Consider the following 11,646-nt stretch of genomic DNA (forward strand, 5'->3'; position numbering starts at 1 on the left):
CACCACGTTGATAGGCTGGGTGTGCAAGCGCGGTGACGCGTTGAGCTTACCAGTACTAATCGCTCGATTGAACTTGATCGCTCTTGTGATCCATGTCCGTGACTTGGTTCGGCAGCCGCAAGGCTGGCAAAGCCAAACGGACCGGTCAGAGCAAACGAAAAGACAACACTGCTTGCCGAACGCCCTGTCCTGCGCCGGTCTGGTGGTTTGAGCGGTGTGCCCAGAACCCGATCCCATCTCGAACTCGGCCGTTAAACACACCAGCGCCCCGCAGTGCAGCGTAGCTACGTATGGACGGGAAACCGCTGAAGGCATCTAAGCGGGAAACCCACCTCGAAACGAGTACTCCCTTGAGAGCCGTGGAAGACCACCACGTTGATAGGCTGGGTGTGCAAGCGCGGTGACGCGTTGAGCTTACCAGTACTAATCGCTCGATTGAACTTGATCGCTCTTGTGATCCATGTCCGCCATAAACGGACACGGTCAGAGCCAACCAAAAGACCAATGGCCGGCAGCGTCGCACACGATGCCGGTTCGCTTGAACGTGGGTCCTCGCCTTCGCGAGGATCTTCGCTTCGCTGCGACTTGCCGAACGCCCTGTCCTGCGCCGGTCTGGTGGTTTGAGCGGTGTGCCCAGAACCCGATCCCATCTCGAACTCGGCCGTTAAACACACCAGCGCCCATGGTACTGTGTCTCAAGACACGGGAGAGTCGGTCGCCGCCAGACCTGCACAGTACAGAAAACATCCCCACCTCCTCCACGAAGCGGGTCGTGGCGGCGACACCGATCGGCACGGTCTCGACCATNAACCCGATCCCATCTCGAACTCGGCCGTTAAACACACCAGCGCCCATGGTACTGTGTCTCAAGACACGGGAGAGTCGGTCGCCGCCAGACCTGCACAGTACAGAAAACATCCCCTCAAACGATCCATACCTTGCCGGCACATTCTCGCCGGCAGAACACCCTGGCGCGGGGTGGAGCAGCCCGGTAGCTCGTCAGGCTCATAACCTGAAGGTCACAGGTTCAAATCCTGTCCCCGCAACCAAACACACCAGAACACAACACGCAAAAGCCCGCAGCGTAAAACGCCGCGGGCTTTGTCATGTCAAATGNGGTCACAGGTTCAAATCCTGTCCCCGCAACCAAACACACCAGAACACAACACGCAAAAGCCCGCAGCGTAAAACGCCGCGGGCTTTGTCATGTCAAATGACATATCGGAACTCAGCGGGAACGCATCACAAGCAGGCGAGCCAACTATCTGAGGCGTTGAGAGTGGTACCTATTCATTGCATAGCTCAAATCGAGATGCCCGCGAGAGCATCTCTGGTTGCGATGCTCTAAGAGGGCAAAATCCGATCATGAGAGTTTCGACCCTACGACGCAGCTTTCTCGGAATGTGGCTTCCGTTACTCTTCACGTCGACGCTGACCGGATCGGTGCAGGCCGCCGGCGATGCGCGCATCACCGGTTTGTGGAAACTCGTCTCCTACGAAGTCGAGGTTCGCTCAACCGGCAAAACGATTCCGGTCATGGGTGCCCATCCGGCGGGTTTCGCTTATTTCACACCCGAGGGGAGGGTGTTCTTCAACCTCACCGGCGAGGATCGGAAGCCTGCAGTCAGCGACAGGGATCGCGCCGCTCTTCTCGACACCATGGTTTCCTATACGGGCCGTTTTACCGTCACGGGTAATCAGTGGACTGCCAAGCTCGATGCGGCGTGGAATCCTGCTTGGGTCGGTACGGAACAGACGCGGTCTTTCGAGATCGATGGGGCGCGCCTTCGTGTCCTGACCCCGTGGCGCGTCATGCCGAACTGGGCAGAGGAGGGGGAGACTCGCAGCCTCGTCACTTTCGAGCGCGCGGTCGACAGTTGACGTCCTGCGCTCACGCGGCCTGAACGCCGCTTTCTCCGGGGGCGTCCCTGGAGACGTGAGCCACTGCCTCGCGCAGGGTCGAGAGATCGGCATCCGCGCGAGTGCCGAACGTCGACAGGTGTCGGCGATAGGCACGCGCGCCGGGCCGTCCGTTGAACAATCCGAGCATATGGCGGGTGAGCGTGTGCAGGCGGATACCGTTTCCCAAGGCTTCAGCGATGGTCGGTGCGAAAGCCTCGACAGCCTCGAAGGCATCCGCCACGGGGGCCGCTTCTCCGAAAACCCGGTCGTCCACGTCGAGCAGCAGGGCCGGCTCGTTATAGGCTGCGCGACCCATCATCACGCCGTCCACGACGGTGAGTTGGGTCAGCGTGTCGTCGATCGTGGCGATGCCGCCGTTGATAGCGATCGGCAGAGACGGGCGCTTCTGTTTCAGCCGCACGACGCGTCCGTAATCGAGGGGGGGGACATCGCGGTTCTCTTTCGGCGACAGACCTTGGAGCCAAGCCTTGCGGGCATGAACGATGAGCCCGTCCACTCCCGCCTGCGTCACGGCATCGACCAGCGCGTCCAGGGCGACCTCCGTATCCTGATCGTCGACCCCGATGCGGCACTTCACCGTGACCGGCACCGAGATGGCGGCCTTCATGGCCGCCACGCACTCGCCGACGAGGATCGGGTCTCGCATGAGGCATGCGCCGAAACGGCCATCCTGAACCCGGTCCGAGGGACAGCCCACATTCAGATTGATCTCGTCGTAGCCGAATCCCTCCGCGATGCGTGCTGCCTTCGCAAGATCGCCGGGTACCGAACCCCCGAGTTGGACGGCGACCGGATGCTCCGGCTCGGAGAAACCGAGCAAACGCGTTCTGTCGCCGTGAAGAACGGCATTGCTGGTCACCATCTCAGTATAGAGCCGGGCACGGCGCGACAGGACACGGTGGAACGACCGGCAATAGCGGTCCGTCCAATCCATCATCGGTGCGACCGAGAAACGGATATCGCTGGGTGTCATGGTGTCCGTATGAAAGTGACGCGGCTCGGTTTTAATTGTGCGGCGACCGCTTCCCTTGCCCGCCTCAGTGATCGTGCTTGCAATCGGGGCCATGCACATGGGCATGGCCGTGATTTGCGTGGCCGTGATCCGCATGGTCGTGTGCATGCCCGTGATCGTGCGCATGCGAATGATCGTGACCTCGGTCGTGAGCATGGTCGTGACTGCACTGACTGTGGTCGTGAGCCTCGCGTTCGGGCTTGAAGGCCCGCGAAACCGGGGTCGCGGCGCAACCCTGCCCACGGATCAGTTCGGCATTGGCCGAGGTCGCGGGTACATAGAGGACGTCTGCACCGATCTCCGCCGGCACGTGGTTGCCACCGAGCTGCCAGGCCAACCGCAGCAGGCGTGCCGGATTCTCCGCCCGTACTTCGAGCAAGGATTCCGCCGCAGCGCGAACGGTCACCAGGCGCCCGTCTTCGAGACGAAACGCGTCACCGTCCTCGATGGAGGCAGCCTTCGCCAGCGCTAGAGTGAAACTCACCCCGCCCGCGCCGGTGAGGATCGCGGCTGCTCCCTGGCGTCCAGAATGGTCGAGAGTCACGGTATCCGCCACGGCATCCGGGCGAATGGCGGCTTTGCGGACGATGGCGGTGGCACGCAGCATGGCTTCCTCGAAACGGTCCTGGGTTTTGTCCGGGCGTCCGGCGAGGGGCGCCCGAGGTGTCTGGCGTGCATCAGTAGAGGGTTTTCTGCCGGAACGGAAAGCGTGGCTGGAACCGTTTCCTCACGTGATGCATTCCACGAACGGAATGGCTAAGCTACGTTGCGCAAGGTCACCACGGCGATAAGCCGGGCCACAAAACGCACAAGGGAGTCTCGGGACCATGAAGAAGCTCATTGCCGCTACCCTCGCCGGGGCTCTCGCCCTCTCCCTCGGCGCCTGCAATACGCCGCAGGATCGTGCTCTTGGCGGCGCCGGTCTCGGCGCCCTGGCCGGTGCGGCCATCGGCGGCGCTGCCACCGGTCGTGCGGGCGGCGCTCTGGCCGGTGCGGCCATCGGCGGAGCCAGCGGCGCGATCATCGGTGCCGGCACGGCTCCGCGCTGCCCATACGGCACGTATCGTGACGCTTACGGCGACGTGTACTGCCGCTGACATCGTTCTCCCGTTTGGGAGAAGCGGAGGGCCGGGGCGCATGCCTCGGCCCTTTTTCATGTCTCGGAGACAGGACGAGCAGGCGGAAATTGCCGTATGCGGGGCTGACCCGGCGGATGGCCGGTGGACGATGCGCTGCGATGCCGATGCTGCTTCAAGACCTTTTCTATCCCCTTCGCCCAAACACTGCTGTCGCTGACGATGGTGGCGCGGCGTGAGCGTCGGCATCTGGGGCAAGCTTGGCGGCGCGGGGATCGGCCTCGCCATCGGTGGACCGATCGGCGGGTTGGTGGGCGGAGTCGCCGGTCACTTCCTGGTGGATCGGGAAGGGGCCTTGTTCGGCGCGACACCGAAGGACGTGGTCTTCACGACCGGCCTCGTGGCGCTCGCGGCCAAGATGGCGAAATCCGACGGGGTGGTGACGCCTTCCGAAATCGAAGCCTTCGCCAAAGTGGTCCAGGTGAGCGAACGGGAGAAGCCCGGGGTCCAGCGCCTGTTCGACCTCGCCAAAGGCACCTCGGCAGGGTTCGAGGCCTATGCGCGACAGATGGCAACGGCGTTTCAGGATGAGCCGGCGTTGCTGGAAGATGTGCTCGACGGCCTGTTCCATATTGCCAAGGCCGATGGTGCGATCCATGAGGCGGAAGAACGCTACCTGCGTGCCGTCGCCGAAACTTTCGGGTTCGACGACGTAGCCTTCCGGCGCATTGCCGCCCGGCACGTGCGTCTCGCCGACGACCCCTATCTCGTGCTCGACCTCGACCACGAGGTGACGGACGCGGAGGTGAAAGCCCGGCATCGTGCCCTCGTCATGGAGAACCACCCGGACCGGGCGATCGCCCGCGGCGTTCCGCCCGAGGCGGTGAAGATCGCCACCGCGCGACTCGCCGCGATCAATGCCGCCTATGACCGGATCGCCGCCGAGCGAGGGCTGCGCTGACACGCAACGGGAGAGCTGCCGCATGAAGCCTATTCCGGAAAGTCCGGTGGCGACCAGCGTGATGCCGTCGCCCAACCACGGCGAGCGCAGGGGTGGTCCGCCGACCATGCTGCTACTGCACTATACCGGAATGGAGAGCGCGGCCGCTGCCCTGCAGCGTCTCGCGAACCCGATCTCCGAGGTATCGGCGCATTACGTCGTGCTGGAGGACGGACGAGTGATCCAGATGGTGCCGGAATCGCGCCGCGCCTGGCATGCGGGGGCCGGTGTATGGGCGCGCACGGCCTTCGGGCTGGAGCGAGACATCAATTCGCGCTCCATCGGCATCGAGATCGTCAATGGCGGACATGTCGGCGGCTTGCCGCCTTACCCGTCCAAACAGATCGACGCGGTGATCGCGCTTTCCCGGGACATCATCGCCCGCTGGGGCATCGCACCGTGGCATGTGCTGGCGCATTCCGACGTGGCGCCGGAACGCAAGGAGGATCCCGGCGAGCATTTCCCCTGGGATCGTCTGGCGGCAGCCGGGGTGGGGCACCACGTGCCGGCGGCGCCCATTCGCGACGGCCGCTTCTTCGCCGAAGGAGACGCAGGCCAACCGATCGAGGCGCTTCAGGCGATGTTCGCGATCTATGGCTACGACATTCCGGTGACCGGTATCTTCGACCCGCGAACGAAGGCCGTGATCACCGCCTTCCAGCGCAGATTCAGGCAGGAGCGCGTGGACGGCGTCGCCGATGCATCCACGATCACGACGTTGCGGGATCTCCTGGCCGGATTGCCGTCACGCTGAGCGGCGCGCCGCCGCGCGGGATACGGCTTGCATCGTACGACGCACGTGGTGTGGCAGCCATTCGCACCGGCCACGCCATGAAACGACGTCGATCGGTCCATGCCCGGTTCCATTGTGCGGCCCCGTCGCTTGGCTCGCTCGACAGGACGCAGGAGTAGGTGGATGGACGACGAAGGCCATCTGATCAGGCGCGTTGCGACACCCTGTCCGTACCCTCGTGCTTTGCCACGTCCCGCGTGCGCCACAGGCTGTAGGCGACGCCACCGGCGAGCAACACGAGCGTGACCGCAAGGGATCCCCACGGCGGTACGTGGACGAGGTCGAACGTGTCGGCGATCACGATCTTGGTGCCGATGAAGATGAGAATGAAAGCGAGGGCCGTCTTCAGGTAGGCGAAACGGTCGACCATCGCGGCGAGGGCGAAATACAGAGCGCGCAGGCCGAGAATCGCAAAGATGTTCGAGGTGTAGACGACGAAGGTATCCGTGGTGATGGCGAAGATCGCCGGGACGCTATCGACGGCGAAGATGACGTCGGCGCCGTTCACGAGAATCAGACCGAGGGCGAGAGGCGTGAACCACAGCACCGCCTTTCCGGTCTCTGGATCCGGCTTACGGACGACGAAGCGTTGGCCATGCATCTCGGGTGTGATGCGCATCACTTTGCGCAGCATCCGCACCATGACGTTGTCCTGGATGTCGCCGGCTTCCTCTTCCTTTCCGAACAGCATCTTCAACCCCGCGAAGATCAGGAAGGCGGCGAAAATCGACAGCACCCAGGCAGCCTGATGCACCAGGGCGGCACCAAGCCCGATCATCAGACCCCGCAGGAGAACCGCAGCGAGGATGCCCCAGACGAGAACCCTGTGCTGGGCGGCGCGGGGAATGCCAAGGGAGGTGAGAATGACGGCGATGACGAAGACGTTGTCCATGGACAACGATTTCTCGACCACGAGGCCGGCGACATATTCCTGGGCGGGCTGAGCACCGAAGTACCACCAGATCCAGCCCCCGAAGGCGAGGCCGAGGCTGAAATAGAATGCGGTGAGGAGAAGGCTCTCCTTGACGCCGATCTCGTGGTCCTTGTCCCGATGCAACAGGCCGAGATCGAAGGCGAGAAGGCCAGCGACTAGGGCGTGGAAGCCGAGCCACATCCAGACAGGCTTGCCGAGCCATTCGATGAAGAGAAAGTCGACCATTTGGGACCGTCGATGCTTTGCGAAACGCAGGAAAGCATCGGCTCCGACATCACGGAAGGCATAGATGCGCATCCGCCAGAGGGGCCCGCAGCCGATTGCCGTCACTTGGGAGCAGCGGGGACGGGAATCAAGGGATGTCCCGGCAGCGTTGACGGCCCTTGTCGCGCAAGGGAGTTCAGACGGGTGCGCTTCCGTGGCTGACGGTGTGGCTTGCTGGCCGCATGACGGGGCAAACCGTCCGGTCGTCCTGTCGTTTCCTTGTTTTGCTGCGATGCGAAGCCCCACAATGGTGTCTGGTTGCTCCGGTTCGGATCCGGATGGGTGAGGATGCAGCGCGTGATGATCGGGCGGCGGATCGAACGCATCCTGAGGACAGCGAGCATGGCGCTGGTTCTCGCCGGGGCGGCGCGGGCCGAAGCGGCGCGCTCCGTGGCGCCCGAATGCGTGAGTGGGCCGACGCGACAGGAGGCGCTCGCCGGGCTCGGGGAGCGTGGCGAGATGATCCTGGCATCGGGTGATCGCGCCGTCCTCGACGGGATTCGCTGGCCGGTGGAGGATGACGGCGCCGCGCGTGCCTGGATGCTCGACCATCGGCACCGTACGCTGACCCTCGTACCGCGCGGGGAGATCGACCGCTGGGGGCGTATGCATGTGGATGCGGCCGTCTCCGACAAAGCCATCGACCTGGCCGGAGGCTTGATCGAAGAGGGACTCGCTTATGCCGATGCGGGGGAACGCGATACGCTCTGCCGGCCGGCCTTGCTGACCCTGGAATCCGGGGCTCGGGCGGCCGCCCGCGGCCTGTGGCGGGCTGGTGTCCGCGAGGGCCGCGAGGGTGCCGCGTTGCGTGAGGCTACGGGGCGTTTCATCGTGGCGCAGGGCCGGGTCGTGAATGTCGGCGAGCGTCCGGCGCGGACCTATCTCGACTTCGCTAAACGAGGCGAGGATGGCTTGACGGTCACCGTGTCGAAGCGCACTTGGCGGCGGCTGCGCGAACGTGGTCTGAATGTGGCGACCCTGCGGGGGCGCATGGTCCGGGTTCGGGGAATCGTGGAAGCGTGGCGCGGCCCCACCCTCGACATCGCGAGCGCAGACATGATCGAAGTTCTGGATGAGGAGCGGACGCTTCGGCGCTGAACGGTATGAGCGGGGGGCAGACACGACATCGCGGATATGGAGCGGTCCGAACCGGGCTGCTCGTCTCGACGCTCATTCTGACCGGTTGCAGTTCCGACCAGAGCGGCGTGGTTCTGCAGCCGGCGGCGATCAAGGTCCCCGTCGAGGCGCCTCGGACCACCGGCCGGGAGCGCACCGCATCCGATGCCGACCATGCCAAGCTCGTGGCGTCGTTCGGCGGGGAGTACCGCTCGCCGGCGGCTCTGCGCCTGCTCACCGAGGTGACCGACCGGTTGGTGAAGGCCACCGACCGTCCCGAGGAGACCTACGCGGTCACGCTGCTCGATTCGCCGGTCATCAACGCCTTCGCGCTGCCGAATGGCCGTCTCTACGTGACGAGGGGCTTGCTGGCGCTCGCCAGCGATACGTCGGAGATCGCCGCCGTCCTCGCCCATGAGATCGCCCACGTCACCCTGCGCCATGCCACGGCACGTACCGAGCTCGCCCTGCGCTCCCAACTGGTGAGCCGGGTGGTCGCCGACGTCCTCAACGATCCGGCCACCGGCGCGCAACTTCAGAACCAGTCGAAATTCGCCCTGGCCCGCTTCTCCCGCGATCAGGAGCTCGAGGCCGACGGGATCGGCGTGCGGACGCTCGCCCGTGCGGGCTACGATCCGTTCGGCGCGGGGCGGTTCCTCAACTCCCTCAACCGCACCACCAACATGAAGACCGGGACGGGCATGGCCGGCGAGCCCGACATGCTCGCCACTCATCCGGGCACGAGCGAACGGATCAACCTCGTCACCCGAGCCGCGCGTCTCATCGGCGCGCCCGGTCTCGGCGTCGATGAACGCGCCCGCTACCTCGCCGCCATCGATGGGATCGCCTATGGCGACAATCCGGGCGACGGCATCGTCAAGGGCCGCCGCTTTCTCCATCCGAGCCTCGGCATCGCCTTCGAGGTGCCGGAGGGGTTCACCATCGAGAACACGCGGAACGCCGTCCTCGGTGCCACGGGGGAGGGGAGCCGCCGCCTCCTGTTCGATCAGGTCGAAAGCCATGTGGGTCAGAGCCTGGAGGAGGTTCTGCGCGCCACGTGGAGCGACAGCATCGAGGCGAGTTCGGTGGAGAACCGCATGGTCGCCGGCAACTCGGCGGTGACGGCGATGTCGCGCGGCAAGGACTGGACCTTCCGCCTCGCTGCCGTCCGGGTTGGAGAGACGACCTTCCGCATGATCATGGCCGCCAAGGGCAGCACGGATCCCGACGGTGCGTTCCGGCGCTGGACCGAAAGCCTGTCCGGCGTCGGCCCCGACGAGGTGAAATCCCTGCGCCCGTTACGCATCCAGGTGGTGACCGCCGGACCGGCCGATACGGCCGACGAGATGGCACGCAGGATGGTCGTGCCGGATCGTCCCCTGGACCGGTTCCTCGTGCTCAACGAGCTGGAGCGGGGCGCCGTCATCCGTGCCGGACAAAGCTACAAGCTCGTGGTCGAGTAACGAGGCACGGACGAGGCCCGCCTTACATAGCGTTGAATGACGCCACCGGCATTTCCCATACCCCCCGGATGGAGGAGGGTGCGGTGATTTTTCAAAAGCCCGATCGCGCGGCTTCTCTCATCCGCGCGATCGAGGGGTTTTGGGTGTCTCCATTCGCTTGATCGGTCAGGCGGCGGCCAAAGCCGCCATCGACATCGATTCCTTTTTCATCAACTCGCGATAGAACCCGTCGAGATGGGTGAGCTTGTCCGGTGAGCCATCCTGGATGATGCGCCCGCCTTCCAGCACCACGATCCGGTCGAAATCCTTCAGCGTCGAGAGACGATGTGCGATCGCGATGACGGTGCGGCCCTTCATCAGATTGGCCAAAGCGTGCCGGATCGCCTCCTCGGAATCCGCGTCGAGGGCCGACGTGGCCTCGTCGAGCAGGAGAATCGGCGAATCCTTCAGGATCGCGCGGGCGATGGCGATACGCTGGCGCTGACCGCCGGACAGCTTTACGCCCCGGTCGCCCACGATGGTGTCGAAACCTTCCGGCAGTGCCTCGATGAAATCGGTGCAATGCGCCGCCGCGGCGGCCTTCCAGACATCCTCGTCCGATGCGTCTGGCCGGCCGTAGCGGATGTTCTCGCGCAGGGTCCGGTGGAACATCGAGACGTCCTGCGGCACCACGGTGATGGCCTCGCGCAACGAGTCCTGGGTCACGCGGTTGATGTCCTGGCCGTTGAGCAGGATCTTCCCGCCCTGAACCTCGTAGAAGCGCTGGAGCAGCGAGAACAGGGTCGACTTGCCGCCGCCCGACTTGCCCACGAGGCCGATGCGCTGGCCGGCTTCGATCTTCACGTTGAAGTCCGTGAACACCGCGCGCCCATCGGGATAGGAGAAGGCCACGTGATCGAAATCGATCTCGGCGCCCGTTCCCGACAGCGGCATGGCCTCCGGATGGTCGATCAGGTCATGCGGCTGAAGCAGGGTATGCAGGGCCTCCGATAGACGGGCGGTGTGTTGGGTCGCATCCACCAGGGCAACGGCCAGGTCGCGGGTGGCGGCGAGGATGCGGATGCCGAGGGTGCAGACGAGGACCACCTGTCCATTCGTCGCCTGGCCGGCTTCCCACATGATAATGGCCCAATAGAGCAGACCGAGCACGGCGAAGACCGTCAGGATCGCGTGAACGATCCGCAGTTTCTCCAGGTAGAGCAGCGAGGACCGGCGCGAGCGCATCTCGACGCCGATCGTGCCGTCGAACCGCTTGTACTCCCGCTTGAACGCCGAGAAGGCCCGGACGAGCGGCATGTTGCCGACGAGGTCGACCATCTCGCCGTCGACGCTGGCTGCCTTGGCGGCGAAATCGTGGTGGAGCGGCTTTCCCGCGGCCGCCATCTTGAACATCAGGACGACAACGGCGGCGAAGATGCCGGCCAGGACGCCCGCCATGGTGAGGTTCACGGTGCCGATATAGATGATCGACAGGAAGGCCGCGACGCAGGGCGGCATGACGTTGAAGACGAACATGTTCTCGACCGTGAAGATCGCGTTCGATGTCGCCGTGATGCGCGAGGCCAGGGTTCCGGGCTGCCGGTCGGCGAAGAAGGACGGCGAGTGGCCGGTCATGTGCCGGAACAGATCGCGGCGGATATCACCCGTCACACCGACGAAGGTGAACGACCCGACGAGGCTCGCCACGCGCCAGAGCATGTTGTCGGCGGCGATGAAGGCGATGAGGATCGCCAGTGCGCCCCAGATCAGGCCTGCATCCGGCCCCTTGCTGAGGGCATCGACGACGCCTTTGAGTGCGTAATCGGTGCTCACCGAGAAGGCGACGGCGCCGAGAACGGCGCAGAGGATCACCAGATGCGGCAGTGCCCGCCGCTTGAGATAGCGGGCGACGAACGCGAAGGGCCTGTCGGCGTAGACGCAGAGGTCTTCCATATGGGTGACCATCCCAGTGCTCGTTTTTAACTGTCGGATGCTCGCGCGATCCCGCAAGCAGGCCGCACGGAACCGTGAACTTATAGGTCGCAACGCTAATCTCGTCCAAGCGTTGCGGGCGACCGTCAAGCTT

General features: G+C 64.5%; 11 protein-coding genes, 1 tRNA gene, 2 rRNA genes and 1 other annotated feature. Of the genes, 10 read left to right on the forward strand and 4 right to left on the reverse strand.

Annotated features, from left to right (window positions below):
- The 5 genes from ASF26_RS23265 to ASF26_RS18840 all read left to right on the forward strand — a co-directional run.
- The coding region (locus ASF26_RS23265) for a hypothetical protein (RefSeq protein WP_210168146.1) at positions 1 to 211 on the forward strand (211 nt) is incomplete at its 5' end.
- Positions 1 to 449: a sequence feature (most likely nonfunctional fraction of RNA operon), on the forward strand. Its footprint overlaps the gene before it by 211 nt.
- 162 nt (positions 450 to 611) lie before the next feature.
- Positions 612 to 727, forward strand: a 5S ribosomal RNA gene (gene rrf / locus ASF26_RS18825).
- Between the two features lie 44 nt (positions 728 to 771).
- Positions 772 to 898 (forward strand): 5S ribosomal RNA (rrf, locus tag ASF26_RS18830).
- A 74-nt stretch (positions 899 to 972) separates the two neighbouring features.
- Positions 973 to 1,049 (forward strand) — tRNA-Met (locus tag ASF26_RS18835).
- 352 nt (positions 1,050 to 1,401) lie between these two features.
- Complete coding sequence (locus ASF26_RS18840) at positions 1,402 to 1,881, forward strand: lipocalin-like domain-containing protein (RefSeq protein WP_056257626.1); 480 nt, start codon at positions 1,402 to 1,404, stop codon at positions 1,879 to 1,881.
- Positions 1,882 to 1,891: 10 nt separating this feature from the next.
- Here the strand turns inward: ASF26_RS18840 and dusA are convergent, their stop codons facing one another.
- Together dusA and ASF26_RS18850 are read right to left on the reverse strand one after the other, a co-directional pair.
- A complete protein-coding gene (gene dusA, locus ASF26_RS18845) occupies positions 1,892 to 2,896 on the reverse strand; it encodes a tRNA dihydrouridine(20/20a) synthase DusA (protein ID WP_082477703.1) in 1,005 nt (334 codons plus the stop codon).
- 64 nt (positions 2,897 to 2,960) lie between these two features.
- Positions 2,961 to 3,542 (reverse strand): urease accessory protein UreE, encoded by a 582-nt coding sequence (locus ASF26_RS18850; RefSeq protein WP_056257630.1) that lies wholly within the window; start codon positions 3,540 to 3,542, stop codon positions 2,961 to 2,963.
- A 220-nt stretch (positions 3,543 to 3,762) separates the two neighbouring features.
- Here ASF26_RS18850 and ASF26_RS18855 point away from each other — a divergent pair, with 220 nt between their 5' ends.
- The 3 genes from ASF26_RS18855 to ASF26_RS18865 all read left to right on the forward strand — a co-directional run bounded on the left by ASF26_RS18855 (position 3,763) and on the right by ASF26_RS18865 (position 5,765).
- The gene (locus tag ASF26_RS18855; RefSeq protein ID WP_018042474.1) at positions 3,763 to 4,032 is read left to right on the forward strand and encodes a hypothetical protein; all 270 of its coding nucleotides are present in this window, start codon (positions 3,763 to 3,765) and stop codon (positions 4,030 to 4,032) included.
- A gap of 214 nt (positions 4,033 to 4,246) precedes the next feature.
- On the forward strand, positions 4,247 to 4,972 hold the full coding sequence (locus tag ASF26_RS18860) for a TerB family tellurite resistance protein (protein WP_056257633.1): 726 nt from the start codon (positions 4,247 to 4,249) through the stop codon (positions 4,970 to 4,972).
- 22 nt (positions 4,973 to 4,994) lie between these two features.
- Complete coding sequence (locus ASF26_RS18865; protein ID WP_056258165.1) at positions 4,995 to 5,765, forward strand: N-acetylmuramoyl-L-alanine amidase; 771 nt, start codon at positions 4,995 to 4,997, stop codon at positions 5,763 to 5,765.
- 184 nt (positions 5,766 to 5,949) lie between these two features.
- Here the strand turns inward: ASF26_RS18865 and ASF26_RS18870 are convergent, their stop codons facing one another.
- Positions 5,950 to 6,963, reverse strand: coding sequence for a TerC family protein (locus ASF26_RS18870; RefSeq protein ID WP_056258168.1), 1,014 nt, complete (start codon positions 6,961 to 6,963; stop codon positions 5,950 to 5,952).
- Positions 6,964 to 7,290: 327 nt separating this feature from the next.
- On the opposite strand from ASF26_RS18870, the gene ASF26_RS18875 reads away from it, so the two are divergent.
- A complete protein-coding gene (locus ASF26_RS18875) occupies positions 7,291 to 8,100 on the forward strand; it encodes a hypothetical protein (RefSeq protein ID WP_056257636.1) in 810 nt (269 codons plus the stop codon).
- On the forward strand, positions 8,097 to 9,581 hold the full coding sequence (locus ASF26_RS18880; protein WP_244476005.1) for a M48 family metalloprotease: 1,485 nt from the start codon (positions 8,097 to 8,099) through the stop codon (positions 9,579 to 9,581). Before ASF26_RS18875 ends, ASF26_RS18880 begins: the two co-directional genes overlap by 4 nt.
- Positions 9,582 to 9,746: 165 nt before the next feature.
- Here ASF26_RS18880 and ASF26_RS18885 read toward each other — a convergent pair whose 3' ends face one another.
- Complete coding sequence (locus ASF26_RS18885; protein ID WP_026175700.1) at positions 9,747 to 11,513, reverse strand: ABC transporter ATP-binding protein; 1,767 nt, start codon at positions 11,511 to 11,513, stop codon at positions 9,747 to 9,749.
- Positions 11,514 to 11,646 lie beyond the last annotated feature (133 nt).

This window comes from Methylobacterium sp. Leaf93, from assembly GCF_001422345.1.
Lineage (GTDB): Bacteria > Pseudomonadota > Alphaproteobacteria > Rhizobiales > Beijerinckiaceae > Methylobacterium > Methylobacterium bullatum.